At 32.6% G+C, this 16,140-nt stretch carries 10 protein-coding genes and 1 tRNA gene; 5 read left to right on the forward strand and 6 right to left on the reverse strand.

Annotated elements, in window-relative coordinates; all coding sequences use genetic code 11:
* Nucleotides 1-6: 6 nt before the first annotated feature.
* Nucleotides 7-1,248, reverse strand: coding sequence for a hypothetical protein (locus tag ACE193_RS10335; RefSeq protein ID WP_375562894.1), 1,242 nt, complete (start codon nucleotides 1,246-1,248; stop codon nucleotides 7-9).
* A gap of 254 nt (nucleotides 1,249-1,502) precedes the next feature.
* Here ACE193_RS10335 and ACE193_RS10340 point away from each other — a divergent pair, with 254 nt between their 5' ends.
* Complete coding sequence (locus ACE193_RS10340; RefSeq protein ID WP_375562895.1) at nucleotides 1,503-2,435, forward strand: UbiA family prenyltransferase; 933 nt, start codon at nucleotides 1,503-1,505, stop codon at nucleotides 2,433-2,435.
* 3 nt (nucleotides 2,436-2,438) lie between these two features.
* Here the strand turns inward: ACE193_RS10340 and ACE193_RS10345 are convergent, their stop codons facing one another.
* Entirely contained in the window at nucleotides 2,439-3,443 is a 1,005-nt protein-coding gene (locus ACE193_RS10345; RefSeq protein ID WP_375562896.1) for an App1 family protein, read from the reverse strand.
* A gap of 109 nt (nucleotides 3,444-3,552) precedes the next feature.
* On the opposite strand from ACE193_RS10345, the gene ACE193_RS10350 reads away from it, so the two are divergent.
* The 4 genes from ACE193_RS10350 to ACE193_RS10365 all read left to right on the forward strand — a co-directional run bounded on the left by ACE193_RS10350 (nucleotide 3,553) and on the right by ACE193_RS10365 (nucleotide 6,963).
* Nucleotides 3,553-4,443, forward strand: a complete 891-nt coding sequence (locus tag ACE193_RS10350; protein WP_375562897.1) for a diacylglycerol/lipid kinase family protein — start codon at nucleotides 3,553-3,555, stop codon at nucleotides 4,441-4,443.
* A gap of 216 nt (nucleotides 4,444-4,659) precedes the next feature.
* Nucleotides 4,660-5,979, forward strand: coding sequence for a sigma-54 interaction domain-containing protein (locus ACE193_RS10355; protein ID WP_375562898.1), 1,320 nt, complete (start codon nucleotides 4,660-4,662; stop codon nucleotides 5,977-5,979).
* A 334-nt stretch (nucleotides 5,980-6,313) separates the two neighbouring features.
* Nucleotides 6,314-6,841 (forward strand): LPS assembly lipoprotein LptE, encoded by a 528-nt coding sequence (gene lptE, locus ACE193_RS10360; protein WP_375562899.1) that lies wholly within the window; start codon nucleotides 6,314-6,316, stop codon nucleotides 6,839-6,841.
* Nucleotides 6,842-6,891: 50 nt separating this feature from the next.
* Nucleotides 6,892-6,963 (forward strand) — tRNA-Arg (locus ACE193_RS10365).
* Nucleotides 6,964-7,197: 234 nt separating this feature from the next.
* On the opposite strand, the gene ACE193_RS10370 is transcribed toward ACE193_RS10365, so the two are convergent.
* The 4 genes from ACE193_RS10370 to ACE193_RS10385 form a co-directional block, all read right to left on the reverse strand.
* Nucleotides 7,198-8,211 (reverse strand): IS110 family transposase, encoded by a 1,014-nt coding sequence (locus ACE193_RS10370; RefSeq protein WP_375559131.1) that lies wholly within the window; start codon nucleotides 8,209-8,211, stop codon nucleotides 7,198-7,200.
* A 396-nt stretch (nucleotides 8,212-8,607) separates the two neighbouring features.
* Complete coding sequence (locus ACE193_RS10375; RefSeq protein ID WP_375562900.1) at nucleotides 8,608-12,009, reverse strand: GEVED domain-containing protein; 3,402 nt, start codon at nucleotides 12,007-12,009, stop codon at nucleotides 8,608-8,610.
* Nucleotides 12,010-12,701: 692 nt separating this feature from the next.
* Complete coding sequence (locus ACE193_RS10380) at nucleotides 12,702-12,908, reverse strand: PLDc N-terminal domain-containing protein (protein ID WP_375562901.1); 207 nt, start codon at nucleotides 12,906-12,908, stop codon at nucleotides 12,702-12,704.
* 75 nt (nucleotides 12,909-12,983) lie between these two features.
* Nucleotides 12,984-16,019, reverse strand: a complete 3,036-nt coding sequence (locus ACE193_RS10385) for a WD40 repeat domain-containing protein (protein WP_375562902.1) — start codon at nucleotides 16,017-16,019, stop codon at nucleotides 12,984-12,986.
* Nucleotides 16,020-16,140 lie beyond the last annotated feature (121 nt).

Here is a 16,140-nt window from a genome sequence, read left to right on the forward strand (position 1 = left end):
TATGGATTAAAACCCACCCTTTTTCCTTTTCATTTTTCGTCTTTCTTTACGTTCTAATTTTTTGAGTTCTCGTTTGCTCATCGCTGCAAGTTCTTCTAAACGCTTTTTGTGTTCGATAGCTTCTTCTAATGAAATATCTTCTTCTAAGGTATGAATTGTTCCTTTAGTTTGGATAGCAATATCCCAATATTCTGGACGAATAGCATCAATTTCTTCTGTTCTGGCAATCAAAATATGAACAGGAATTTCAGATTTTGAAAGTTGCTCTAACAATTTTATATCACGCACACTTGCCATATTATCAGCTATCAAAACCAATGATTTTGCTTTTGGATTATTTTTTTGTGCATAAATCAAGGCTTCTACGTCATTTTCAGGAAAATCTCCTCCTGTTCCTGCTGCTTTTGACTCTTCCATCATTTGAAGAGCTTCATCGACACTTCCTGTTTTGGTAGCATAAATTCCTCCTGTACTTCCTATTTTTTTGTCTTTGTTGGGTGTATCATCTCCGTCATTAAAAAAGACAAAATTTTGAATAGAAGAAGTATCGTTTTGTGCTGCTTTTTGATTATGCCATAACAAAATGGGTGTTGCAAAATGATACATACTTGCCGTCCAATCACAAACCACAACGACATCTTTCCAATCTTGACGCTCAAAGACTTGATAGGTAGAATTAGGCTTTGGATTGCCTTCTTTTATAAAAGTGGCTTCTTCTGATTCTTGATTATAAGCAAAAGTAGGAACTGGAATTTCTGGGTTTGGTGTCGGAGTTTCAGGAGTTTCGGGTTGGTCTTTTGTTTTCTTTTCTTCTTTTTTATTATAATGAACAACAAAACCATGATACAACTCTCTAGCCTGTGCAGCCGTATTGACTACATGCGCCACAAACTCCCATTCAACATTAGGTTTAAATAACTGAGGAGCAGTTTTTTCAAGTTCTTCCAAACGAGCCATATTAAGTTTTCGCTGTTGAATTTCTTGAAAGTTATTTGTTTTTGGGTATTTTGAATATACTAATTCGACACGATACACTTCTACTTGATCAAGTAATTTTGAATGTGAAGTATTAGTAACTGCTATTTTTCCAAAAGCTGTTGGAAATAAAAAAGTCCCTTCTACAGAAGTAGCAGGATCATATTCTCGTGTTTCTTTCGTTTCTGCTGTTCCCATAATACGACTGGCAGATTGAGCAAAAAGAGAAAATGATGTAAAAGCGAAAAGACAAAGGAAAATTATTTTTTTCATAGATGAATGTATCAATGACAGCAGACCCTAAGGGTTTCTGAAAACCCTTAGGGTCTTGAAGAAATGATTTTTATTTTAAAACGTCTTTATTTGCTATTCCTTATATAAAAGAATAGAAATTTTAAAGTAATTATTTACAAAATTAAGCTATTTGAATGGTAAAAGTCTCAACTAAAACAGAAAAGCAAGTACGTTTGATAGATTTTAGCAAAAAAAATACGTAATTCGTCTTACTAAATTTCATTTTTACTTTTTTGAATACAACGACGCCTAGAAAGTGTCAGCTACATTATATGATTACTCGTTCTACCCTTCTTCATCTTCGCATTCCGTTTTCTATTTTTTTGATGCCTGTTTTTTGCTTTGCAGCCAGTCAAGCTGTTCATTTAACGTGGCAAATGTATCTTATTGTGTTTGTGATTTTGCATATTTTCGTTTATCCTGCCAGCAATGGATTCAATAGTTTTTATGATAAAGATGAGGGAAGTATTGGAGGACTGAAAAACCCACCCAAAGTAAAGCAAGATTTGCTCACGACTTCACTTATTTTTGATATAATCGGACTGTTTTTTAGTTTTCTTTTTGTGAATTGGCAATTTGCTTTACTTGTTTTTATTTATGGATTGATGTCAAAAGCATATAGTCATCCAAGTATTAGACTGAAAAAATATGCTATTGGTGGTTGGCTGACAGTCGGAATTTTTCAAGGTGCGTGTACGTATTTGATGTGTGTGCTTGCTTTTGAAAAAGATTTTTTGACTAATTTTCAAGGTTTTGAAGTATTTTATATAGAAAGACATCTTTTTGCTGCTGCTCTGATTTCAGTTTTGCTTTTGGGTTCTTATCCCATGACACAGATTTATCAACACGAAGAAGATTTAAAGCGAGGCGACAAAACAATTAGCCTACTTTTAGGCATTCGTGGAACATTTATTTTTACTATTTTATTTTTTGGAATGGCAGCAGCAGGATTTTATTTTTACTTTTCTACCTATCAATATGAGTTTTACTTTTGGCTTTTTCAAGCCTTTTTAGCTCCTGTTTTGCTTTACTTTGTCTATTGGACATTTATTTCATGGAAAGATTCTTCACAGGCTAACTTTCAAAGAACAATGCTTTTGAATGTGTTATCTTCACTTAGTATGATTGCTTATTTTACTGTGATTACTTTGATGGAGCAAAGTTAGATGCTACACAATCCCAATCTCCTTAGAATGTAACATTGCCTCTTCACTTTTTTGAAAATAACATGTACTTACATCAAGACTTTCTAAATTTTGCAGGATTTTTTGAGTACTATTTTTTTGTTGTTTTTGAGTCTGCCGAATGTAAATAGCTTTTATATTTTGGGGAAAAGTCTTACAAATTTGTTCATAAATAGTAGGGTCAGCTTGCGAATCGTCTCCTAAAAGCACAAATTTCAGATGTGGGTAAAACTCAATTATTTCTTTTATTTTTTGAAATTTATGGTCGTGATTTCCTCTTCCTGTAAAAAGAAAATCAGAAAGACTTGTTTTGATACTCTTTAATTTGATGACAGCTTTAGGAAGGTTATGAATTTTGGTAAATTTTTCAATAAAATTATACAAATTCCATTCGCTACTAGAGACATAAAAAAAAGCATTGGTTTCTCCTTTTTCTTGTCCTGCTTCGCTAAGTTGTTGATAATGGGCTGTTACATCTTCAAATATCTTTCTATCATTTACATTTCTCCATAGCAAAACATATAGTTTTTTGAATAAATTATTGGTATGAGAAATCAAAAAAGTATCATCAATGTCAGAAATAAAAGCTAATTTCCCATTGTAGGGACGCAACACCTCAGCTCTTCGTTTTATTGATTTTCCTTCATGATTTAGTTCGACTTCTACTTTATTCCATCCACTTTCAGAATTATCTTGAAAGGTAGTTTGTAGAGGAATAGAAAAACGAAAATAGCCATCTTTGAGTGTTTTGGTGTGTATTTTTTTATTGTTATAATAAAGATAAATATCAGCGTTCGCAATGGTCTTTCTTCTGAATGTTCTTAGAACAGAATAGGCATGTTTGAATTTTGTCTTTTCGCTTAAAGGAACAGGAGATTTTTTAAATACATGCCCAAAAACAACCAATAGCTTATCACTTGCATAACCTCTATATACTTTCAAATCAGCTTTTAATTTGACTTTTGTTTGGGAATGTAAGTCTGAACTCATATTTTCTTTCAAGGGTTTCTTTTGTCGTGTTTAAAAATTATTTTCTTTCCTTTGATAACAAGTAAATCAGAATGTAGTTTACTAATGTAAAAAAAAGAATGAATTGTTTATGAAAAACACACCAAAAGACACTATTTTATTAATCATAAATCCTTTAGCAGGAGGCACAGAAAAAAATACAGAACTACAAATCATCAAAAATTATGTAGAAAATAAAAATTATAATTTTGCTTGTTATGAAGGAACAGGAGAACAAGAACACGATAAAAAACAAATTAAAGAATATTATCAAAACTATCAACCTCAAAAAATATTGATTGCAGGAGGTGATGGTACGGTTAAATTTGTGATTGAAACACTTTTTGAAGAAGACATTATTTTTGGGGTTTTACCAATGGGTTCTGCCAATGGATTAGCCAAGGATTTGGATTTGCCCAACGACTTAGAAGGCTGTTTGGAAATTGCTTTACAAGATAATTTTAAACAAGTAGATAGCATTTTGATAAATGGGATGAAAAGTTTTCATTTGAGTGATTTAGGACTCAATGCCGAGCTTGTCAAAAAATACCATCAAAGTAAAATACACGGAAAATTAGGTTATTTTTTACAAATGTTTCCTACTCTTTTAGAAAATCAAGAACCTTTTCATGCTCTTATTTCTACCGACGACACACAAATAGATACCTATGCAAGAGTAATTTTGATAGCCAATTCTAGCAAATATGGAACAGGTGTGGTCGTTAATCCAGCAGGAAAAATAGATGATGATATTTTCGAAATTGTCATTTTTAGAAATCTAGATGTATTGCTGATTCTCAAAATCCTCTTTGGATATTTACCTTTAGAAGATAATACTATCGAAATTATCAAAACCAAAAAAGCAAGTATTCAGACAGATACTCCGATTAGCTTTCAAATTGATGGCGAATTTTGTGGAGAAGTACGAAAATTAGATATAGAAATGGAAACTCAAAAAGTGAAGATTGCAACACCTAAATAAATTTAGAATTCTGAATTTAGAAATTAGAATTGAAAGAAATATATCCGTATTTACTTCTAAAATCTGACTTCTACATTCTAAATTTATTTAACTCTGCCTTTTTGACACGTTTTTTACACAACAAGTCATTTCTTTACTTATATTTGTAGTTCTGAATAAATTTAGATTTTTATATAAAAACAGTTCTTTTTCTGCCAAAACACGTAAAACTTAACTATGATAGACATTCAACCCATCAAATTACGTTTCGGAATTATTGGACATTCTCCTTTACTCAATCACGCCATAAAAGTTGCTGCACAAGTGGCTAGTACAGATATGAGTGTCTTGATTACAGGCGAAAGTGGAACAGGAAAGGAATCATTTTCAAAGATTATTCATCAACTCAGCACACGCAAACACAATACTTTTATAGCTATAAATTGTGGAGCAATCCCTGAAGGAACAATCAATTCAGAACTTTTTGGACACGAAAAAGGCTCTTTTACAGGAGCAGCAGGCACACGAAAAGGTTATTTTGAAGAATCCGATGGAGGAACAATTTTTTTAGATGAGATTGGAGAAATGCCTCTTGATACACAGGCAATGCTGTTGAGAGTTTTGGAAAATGGCGAATTTATAAAAGTAGGTTCTTCAAAACCTCAAAAAACCGATGTTCGTGTTGTAGCTGCTACAAATGCTCGTTTGGTGCAAGATGTTGAAGATGGAAAGTTTAGAGAAGATTTGTATTATCGCCTGAATACTGTCCCTATTTTTGTTCCTCCTTTGAGAGATAGAGAAGAAGATGCAGAATTACTTTTTCGCAAATTTGCAGGCGACTTTTCGGAGCGTTATCGTAGCAAACCAATTATTTTGGACGAAGAAGGCAAACAGGTTTTGCTTTCTTATCCCTTTCCTGGAAATGTTCGTCAGCTCAAAAATTTGGTAGAACAAATGTCTGTTTTGGAAGGCGATAACCGACATATTAATGCTGAAATATTAAAAAATTATTTACCCAAAAATGCGCCTAGAACAAGTACACTTCCTGCAATTTCTGGAAACGAAAAAGCAAAGGATAATTTCTCAGAACGAGATTTATTATATAAAATTTTGTTTGAAATGCGTAGAGACGTAACCGAACTCAAACAACTTGTTTTGAATATTTTGGAAGGACAAGGAAGCGCAGGAATGCTACAAAAATACGAACATCTTTTTGATGATGTACCTAAAGCTGGTAATTCTTATTCTGATAAAAACTCTAATTTGCCTTTGTATCTCAATCCTTCCAATCCTGCAAATGTAGGAAATACAGTTACTGATTTTGATGCAGACCAACAAGATGATACTGCCATAGAATATGCAAGAGAAGTAGAGGAAGAAAACGAACCTGAAAAAGAACCAGAAGAGGAAACACTTTCTTTAGAGAAAAAAGAAAAAGAAATGATTATTAAAGCCTTAGATAAAAATAATAATCGCAGAAAATATGCAGCACAAGATTTAGGAATTTCAGAACGTACTCTATATAGAAAAATAAAACAATACGAACTTGATAAATAATTCTCTAAATAATGGTTAATGGTTAGTTATCAATGGTTAATTGAATTTCAATGCTGAAAAAAAAACGATAATTTTGTTTTATAGTTTTATATCACTTATGAGGACACGAGCAATGGATAAGTTAGATTTACTGTCACTCGTGTCCCCACCATGTCTGTCAAGCTATTTAGAAATTTTGTTTTTTTACTCCTTTAGGAGTTTCATACGGATAGTGTTTCTTGTTAAATACGACGAAATACTACCAATATGAAGTTCTTAACGGAACAAACGAACAATTAAAATTTTAACTTTGTCGTTGCTCGTGTCCTCACGAACGACATGTATAATCCAAGAAATGATAAATAAATATATAAATAAAGTCTTTTTTCTTAGCTTGATTCTAATTTTATCAAGCTGTACTGGAGCTTCTCTTTTCAAACTCAATGGAGGAACGATTGATTATACCAAAATCAAAACGCTTTCTATTCAGCCTATTTTGAATGATGCGGGACAAGGACCTCCAACAATTACAATTAATGCAACTGAAAAGCTGCGTGAATTTTACCTTCGAAATACTCGTTTAGGCTTAGTACAAACAGGTGGAGATATGCAGCTTGAAGGAAGAATTATAGGGTATGAAGTTATTCCTGTTGCACCACAAGGAGGTTCGCAGGTGGCAACGATTCAGCGTTTGCAAATCAAAATGGAAGTTACTTATTACAATGCTGTGGAAGAAGACCAATCTTTTGATGATAAAGTTTATACACAGTTTGAAGACTTTGAGCAAAACCAAACACTTTCAGAAGTAGAAGAACAATTCGTAGAAATTATTTTGGATAGAATTGTATTTGATATTTTTAATGATACAGCAGGAAATTGGTAAACCTTTGCTTCTTTATAATTAGGTAGGGTTTTCCTATCGATATTAAAAATGGCTTCGTAGTACAATGGATAGTGCGTGAGCTTCCGACGCTCAAAATTTAGGTTCGATTCCTAACGAAGCTACTACTTTAAAATAATCCACGTATGTATATTTCGCTATATGTACGTGGATTTGCTTTAAATAGCATATTTTGATACACCTAAGTAGTCTAAAAAAGATACAGTGTGTATTAATATTTCAGTAGTTTGTATTTATTTTTAAACTATTGTCAGCCTTCTGAAAAGACTATCAAAATTAAAAAAACACCATAATTTATTTGATATTAAATCATCCTGAAAACTATGGTAAAACCAAATCTAACCTTTAGAAAAATTGTTAAAATTTATTCCATTTCTATCGTATAAAACTTTGTTTTTTACACAAGCGAAAATGCGTTGAATAATTTTATTTCGCAAGGCATTAATGACACTCATTTTATTCTTACCTTCTGCTACTTTTCTTAAATAATAAGCTCTTAATTCTCCTTCCACTTGTAAAGCTGATAAAGCACACATATGTAGAGCCGTTTTAAGTTGCTTATTAGCCATTTTTGAAACTCTAGCTTTTCCTTTGAATTTTCCAGAAGAATTTTCAAAGGGAACAACACCACAATAACAAGCTAATTGTTTAGCTGTATCAAACTTAGTAAATCCATCAGTAGCTACTAATAACTGAATAGCAGTTACTTTTCCTACTCCTGTCACGGAAGTAGCTAATTGATAGAGTTCTTTAAGATGTGGGTCGTTTTTTATAATTTGGTTCATTTCTTCTTCAAGCTCTTTTATCCTTTGTGTCAAATGCTCTAAAGTAGCTTTAGAGTTTTCTTCAAGCAGTTTTTGAGTAGAAGATTTACTAAATTGACTTTGTTCATTGACATACGTTTCTAACTCTTGTTTATGATTGACTAGCGTTTTACGTAGTTTTTGAAGTGTTTTTAAGTCTTCTAGCTGTTCACTGGGTGGACAATATAGATTTGCTTTGTCTTGAAAACGAAACGCATAAGTAGCAATACGCCCAGCATCAACTTTATCATTTTTACCTCTATTAGCTCCTCCAGAACGCTTTACTTGAAGAGCATTTTCTACCCAAATAGAACACTTAAAATCACTAAAAGCAACCAAAAGCCAGTTAATGTAAACACCTGTATGTTCCATACAAAACAAACTTTCTTTAATTTCATGCTTGTCTTGAAAAGAAGAAAGGTAAGAAGTTATACTTTCTAAATTATTCACAATATGTTTGTATTTGATGGGTTTGCCTTCTTGAAAAAGAGCTATATCTAAATGGTTTTTACTCACATCAATACCTATAAAATTTTGGTAAGTTGGCATAAAAAAGTTAATTTAGGGTGACTAATTTAAAGTGATTCATCGTATTCAATCAGACTTAAAACCTTATCTAATGAGTTTATTTTTAGGTCAATAAAAATACTCCGAAAACTATTTGAGTTTGAGATTGAATAAAAGCAGATAGAGGCTGATTCAGGATATAGATTTCAAAATCTTGCCGTGGATATAGGTTCTCTATCTGCTAGATGAATTCTTAAATACAAGATAAGAAATTACATCTATTTTATCTACTACAAACCTAAAGGTCCTTGTTAGCATTTTAGTGTAGTAACACCAACAAACATACAGTTATAACCCCATTCTTAAAACAACTTCAACAAAAAAAGACGATTCATATAGAATCGTCTTTTTTATTACATTTTATTTAGAATTAAGATTTTATTCTTTTATAAATTTGATTGTTTCTACTTTGCGTCCACTATTTACACTCAAGATATACATTCCTCTTGCAAGTTTAGAAATATCAAGTGTAGTATTTTGTTCGTTAAGCGAAGTACGCATCATTTCTGTACCAGTAACACTATATACTACTAATTCAGAATTGATTCCAAAATAACCGAGTTTAATATTTAATGAAGAACTTGCAGGATTTGGATAAGCAACAAAAGCTACATTTGCATCTCTTGAAGGCTCATCATTGTACGTAGCATAAATTGGATTATCTGCTACTGGGCTTAGGTTAGCTGCACTAGCAGTAACAAGTACGACTGTATAATCTTCTACTTCACCATACGAGAATGTTTCACAAGGAGTCGCATTTGCATTGTATTTCATTGATACACGCATACGAGTTGCTCCACTTAATGCAGAAGAAGAAACTGTAAACGAACCACTTACTGATGTGCTTGTTGAACGAGCTCGTGAGTAAACGGCTTCTCCTGAATCATCAAAATCTCCGTCTTGATTATAATCAATCCAAACATTATAGGCTTCACTATAAACTGTACCAGACCAAGTTGGATTAATTGTAATTGTATAAGAAGTTCCTTTTGTAAGTGTCGTAGAAAGATTTGTGAAATCTGCATAACCACCATTTACACCAGAGTTGTTATCAATAGAACCCAAACGTACACGTTGAATCCACTCATCAGCAACACTATTTCCTTTAGATGCACAATAGTTTACTACTGGAGGTGCAGATGTTGTAACAAATACACTTGAAGAATAAGCACTACTAGCACCTGAACAGTTTGCACGTACTTGAACTTCATACGTTGTAGAAGCTGCTGCACCTGTTATATTAAGAGAGGTAGAAGTACTATTGAATGAAGACCAATTTCCTCCACCTGTACGCACTTGTACATCATAAGAAGCTGCTCCACTAACTGCTGACCAAGATGCTGTAAATGAACTAGACGTAACTGCTGAAGTAGATAAACCAGTAGGAAGACCACAGGAAGGTGTTGAACTTTTTGTAATATTTACAGTGTAATCTTCAACTTCACCATACGTAAAAGTTTCACAAGCAGTTTGTGCGCCATTATATTTCATAGATACTCGCATACGTGTTGTGCCAGTAGCTGCATTCGAAGCAATATTTAATGTTCCTGATACAGCAGAACTACTCATTGAGCCAGCATCAAATACTAACTCACCTGCATCATCAAAATCACCATCTTTATTAAAATCAATCCAAATCTTCCAATATTCATTATACGTACTTCCTGAGAATCCTGGAGTAAGTGTAAGAGCATTTGCACTTCCTTGTGCTAAAGTTGCAGTTGTAGAAGTTCTGTCTATATAACCACCATCATTTCCACTTGTGTTACTAAATGAACCAATTTGTATGCCAGCAATCCATTCATAAGAACTATTATTTCCTGTTGAAGCACAATATGTTGGAACTACCACACCACCAGTTGTAGTAAATGTAGCACTCGCAGAATATGTACTTGAAGAACCTGAACAATTTGTTCGAACTTGAAATTCGTAGTTTGTATCTGTCATAAGAAGTGTTAGACTTCTTGAAGTAGCAGTAAGACCATTTACATTAGTCCAAGTACTTGTTCCTACTTGACGGAAACGAAGGTCATAATTTGTTGCTCCACTTACTGCACTCCAGCTAAGTGTAGCTGTTGAGTTACCAATGCTTGAAGAGTTTAATCCACTAGGAACGCCACAAGTTGGAGGGGTTGTTCCACCCAAATCTGCTCCAGATACGATTAATGAATAGGCTTGTGCATTAGATTGTAAAGAACCTTTATGCGAAACTGTAATCGTATAAGTTTGTCCAGCAACTGGATTAGCAATATATACTTTTTCTACATTATCTCTGAAGTTATCGCCTTTTGTAGCTGCGCTGTTTGGAGATGCAGGATTCAATACCCAAGGAAAGTTTGTTGTTCCACCACCTGTTACACGTACATCTAAGTCATTGACGAGCATAATTGCTCCGTTATCTACTTGATTACCTGAAACTGGCGTTCCTTTAGGGTCTGTCCAACAAATAGTAACTTCTAAAGGAGAAGAACTTGTTGCAGTTACTTGTAATGAATATGTTCCGTTATTAGCTAATGTTTTTTCATCAATTACAGAACTTGTGCCTCTATTTGTGATAAGATTTACTGCCTTTTCAGCATTTAATAATCCCCAACCAAAACGATAATCTGGTCCATCTGCACTACCTGCTTCATCAGCCGTATGAATGGCTAAACCTCTCAATGTAGCCGAGCGCATAAAGTTACCACTATTTAGATTTTTGTAATGTTGTTGTACAAGCAATAATGTTCCTGTTACATTAGGACTTGCCATTGAAGTACCTGATTTTGTATTGTATGATGAGTTTCCAGAACTTGATGTAGAATAAACACTTACACCACAACCTGAAATATCTGGTTTGATACGTCCGTCATCTGTTGGTCCCCAAGAGCTAAAACTTGACATATTAACACTATTTGGGCTTGTATAATTTGTTACAGCAGAAACGGCTGCCACAACAAGTGCATTTTTTGAAGTTGCAAAACCAGTTACCAAATCATAACCACCTTTGCCTGTATTATAACTTCCTCTGTCATTACCTGCTGCTTTTACAGGAAGAAAATAAGGAGCATTGTAAGTAATGTCATCCCATGTAGCAGCTTGGTCATCGTAATATCCGAACTGATAAGCAGAAAGATATTGCGAAGCGTATCCGTAAGAGTGATTTGAAAGAATTAATCCCTCAGCAGCTTGGCTTGTTACCTCTGCCTCGTCATTGTTCCAATCATTTGCCCAAAGTGTAGATTGATGTGATGCTCCTTTTACATTGCTGTTTACACCTGTTGCCATCATTGTACCTGCTACGTGTGTAGCGTGGTCGTTGTTTCCGTTGGCAGATGTAAAAGGCACACCATCTTTTTGAGTAACTCTATTTCCAAACTCTTGGTGTGTAGAACGTATAGGACCACCATCCCACTCGCCTACAATCATTCCTTGTCCATTTAGATTTAAACCTAAACTTCCACCTGTCCAAAGTTTGTCTGCTCGTGTAGTTTTGGCAGCATTCAAATTGCTAGAAGTTACATAATATACTGGATTTCCGAATCTATCTATAAATTGCAGTTCGGCTACTCTTCCATCTTTTAAAACTTTGAATACATCTAAATTATTCTTTTTAGCAAACTCAACTGCTTGAGCTTTGCGTTGTTGATAAAGTTTAGATTGAGTTTTAGAAATTTCTTTTAATTTTACTACGTTCGTTTCTGAAAGAATCTTAACTTTTTCTTGTTGATTTTGTCCGTAAGCTGTAAAGCTAAGTCCAACGAATAAGGCTGCTAAACCTATTTTTTTTCTGAATTGCATAATAATAGTGTAAAGGGGGTAAAATATCTAATTAAAGTCTGTTTTAAATTTGTGTTAAATTAAACAGTATGTTCAATACACTCTAACTGGTGTATGAAATATTAACTTACTGCAAGTATATAGATAAAAAACTTGTAATCCAATATTTTTTTGAACTTTAATTTTATAGAAACCACTATTTACAGAATATTCTACAAGTTAATTTTATTTCACAAAAAATAATATGATTATTTTTTGTTTAAATTTTTAGTTAATACAGTATATTTTTAGGTGGTATTAATTTAATAAAATATTATTCAATCAATAATTTGTTTTTATTTGATTAACAGACTATAATTCAGACTTTTATAATCATAAAATAGCTTTTAGAATTGATATTGTATTTTTAATAAATAAGATAAAATCTATATCGCTTTAGTGAAAAATAAGTAATTTCTATGATTTAATACTATGCTACTGTGTTCAATATTTTAGAAATAATGCTAAAGGAGAGTTTAATACCAAAAAAATCATTCTGAAGTGCTATTTGCCAAGTTTTACAACTAAAATAACATTTTCAAAGCAAAACCCTAAATCTCATGAAATAAGATTTAGGGCTTTTATGTAACAAAAAAAACAATTTATACAAACTGAAAACCCCTAAACCTCTTTTACGAGATTTAGGGGTTTACCTTGATTATTTTTTAAAAGGATTATCTACCAAATAAAAGATATAGAATAGGACCTACAATAGGTAAAAAGAAAATAGCTAACGACCAAAGCACTTTTGTACTCATTGCACTAGGTGAAGTCCAAACACTATAAAAACAATATACAATTAGAAGAAGATGAATAAGTGAAAATATACCTGTAACACCACTTGATAAGACACTAAAAGCATTTAAAAGAATCGTAAACATATTATGAAGTTTAAAAAATGAGGGAAATGATAAAAGTTTGAAGCCTATTTATTTGGCTTCTTATCATTATATACGTTATCTAAGCAATAATTGTTTTTGTTCTTGGGTAGAAAGTTGATAAATCTTATTTTCTTCTAGCCATTGAATAATCCCAAAAGGCGAAGTTTTCCAAACCTGTAACGCTTCTGAAAAATGTAAAATAATATAATTTTTATCAGGACTTAAAGTTGCTTTTTGAAGATTTTCTATTTTTTGATGATACACTCTATTTGCATCTAAAGTCGCAATATAAAAATTACTGTATGACGAAGTCAGAATCATTTCCTTTCCATAAATTGGATTTCCACCTTTTAGAGCTTTCATTCTGCGCCCCTTCATATCCCAAAAGTCTGTCCAAGCAGCCGAAGCTGACACTAAATAAGGTTGTCCTTGATTTTGGATAGGAGAAAAGAAAAATGAAGAAATATTCGAACGCTCCAAACGAGTATCTAACTCATAATTTTGCTTTGTCTCTACATGAAAAATACGATATGGCTTTAATCCTCCTGCTATATTTTGAGCAAAAGCTACATATTTATCATCAAAAGATGTAATTACTTCTGTATTTGGTTTTACTTTTTCTTTATAAAAAATCTTGCCTTGTAAGTCTATCAAATGAAGTTCATTAGCCTTTGTAATTGCCCAAACAAAAGTTCCTTTTTCAGAAAAATTAGCACTAGCATACTCAAGTTTTTTCGTAAAAAGATTTGTAATTCTGAATGGTTTATCTTTTTCAGCTAAATTAGTCTTGTCAAACTCATCTAAAGAAATAACAGCATTTTTGATGGTCAGTACATAATTTTGAAAAGGATGTAACATCACTTTATCGGCTGCAAATTCGGCTTTTGCATTTTCATTTTGGTCTGTCAGTCGATAAATATTTCCAGAATAATAGATTAATTGCACATCCCTTTTTTGTACTGTATTTTGATTTGTAGCATTTTGTGTTATCCATTTTTCGCCTTGTAGTTTGTCAGAAAAACGCATTTGAGGAGACGCTGCACGCCAAAAAGTAATATTATCGATAGTTTGGGTAACTAAATAATTACCATCTTGTGTAAAATAAGGTTCTTTGATAGGCAAATTTTCTAGTTTTGTGGTAGATTCACTTCCATCAGCAAAACGCATTGTACAAAGACCATTTTGAGAAATAATAACCCATTTTGAATTCGTATTACTTAGAGAATTTTCTTTATACATTGAAAAATAAGCTACGTCTTTTTGCCATAATGTAACCGAATCGCTTTCGAAATAATGTCTTCTAAGCGTATTTTTATCATCTATAACCCAAAAAGAAACTGAATCTTGAGGTAATATTTGCTTTGGGCTTTGAATCTCTTTTTTAATCTTGTTTGTAGAAATATCCCAAACTATCCATTTTGAAGAATCAGCATTTTCTATCTCTTTAATTTTATTTTTCTGATTATCTTTTAAAGTTTGTTTTTTAGTGTTTTTCAAAACCAAATAAGAGTCATCCAGCCATTTTGCTTTTGTTCCTTCAAATGTAGAAATCAAATCAGAACCTTCCCAAATAGCCACAACACTGTCTTTAGATTCTGTAAAAAGTAATTGCTGATTTGGAGAAAATTTCATCTTCAAAATTTTGCTACGATTTCCATTAATTGTATCCAAAACTTCTCCTAAGGTTGTCCAAATAAGAGCCATTGTATCAGCCGTCGAAATGATTTTTGTATCATCTTTAGAAAATGAAAGCTCCGAAATAGTATCATTATGCGCCTGCATTTCTAACAAATTCTTTCCATAGACATCTAAAACCTCTACTTTTCCATTCGAAAAACCAACAGCCAAACGATAAGGAACATTATTAGAAAAAACAACCTTTTCGATTCCTACTTCTTTTTCTATTTTTTTGATAACATCGCCCTGCAACGAACTAATAAATATTGCGTTTTTTCCTTTTTTATTCTCAAAATAAGAAAGCCATTGCCCATCAGAAGAAACGGCATAATTTATTTTTTCTTTATTGTTTAGGTCTTCTTTTTCATTTTTGAGAGGAATTTGAGCCGAATAATATAAATTAGAATTATAAAAATGAGAGTACAAAGAACCTTGTGCCGAACGTGTTGGATATTCTCTCACAGCCTTTTCAATCAAACGAATAGCCTTAGTTGCATTTTCTTTTTGTAGATTATCTCCTAAATAAGTTAGAAAATTAGCTTGTTGTTGGCGAGTTTGTATTTTGTGTGATTCTGCCTGCCTTTCATATTCTCGGTATTGCGCCCAAAAACCTAATCCAGCCAAGACCAAAAAGAATGTCAAGAAAAATATAGCTCTATACAAATACCTTCTTTGTCTTCTTTTTTTATTGAGATTTCTAATACTTCTATGATAAAGTTGAGTTTCTATATCTGAAAGAGGCACAAGCTCAAATTTATACTCTTCAAAAATTTTGATTTCTTCTTGAGAAAGTAAAAGCTCAGGTTTGGAAAAAGCCGAAAAACGAGCTTTTTGTCCCACAATTTTCTTAAATCGTTCTATTTTTTCTTGCTCTGGAGTTTTGGGAGTTTCCTCTGTTTTTTTGGTTTTTATTAATGTAAAGTCAAGTGTATGCTCGGCAGTTGGCTTGACAAACATGGTAGAAGGCGTATTGGGCAATTTTCTTGATGCATAATTATAGGCTTCTTTAATAGAATTGTTTTGAGCAAGTTGTTCGTAAAAATGACTACTAAAAATAGCATCATCTTCTTTATCTTCATTTTTAGAAACGGCAATCGTAATCGGTAAAAGGTGTGCAATCGTAGCAGAAGGAGGAATTTGTATATCTTCTAAAATCAAACAGACTAAATTTGGCATCGTAGAAAGACGACGAATAAGTTGTTCTATAAAAGTAGAGTCATTCGAATCTCCAATCCAATGAAAAATAAAAAGCCTATCACTAAATTCTTTTTCGTCCAAACGCCTAAATACTTCTGAAAAAATATTTTCTGAAGTCATTATCAATTCACACGTTCCTGTACGTTGAGGCGTAGTAAGTGCTACATCAGCAGCCAAAAAAGCAGCCGTTTCGGTAGTCGAAGTCAAAAAAACTATTGGTGGATAGGTTTGTTTCATATAAATTTGCACAAATTGCGAATACTTTAGAAAGTGATTGCAGAATGAAAGAACAGGATTTTATTACTTAATCTATTAGCCTTATCTAATTTTCTTTATTTTTCCCAAATAAAAAATCACA

It is taken from the genome of Bernardetia aquimarina (assembly GCF_042180575.1).
In the GTDB taxonomy this organism is placed as follows: domain Bacteria; phylum Bacteroidota; class Bacteroidia; order Cytophagales; family Bernardetiaceae; genus Bernardetia.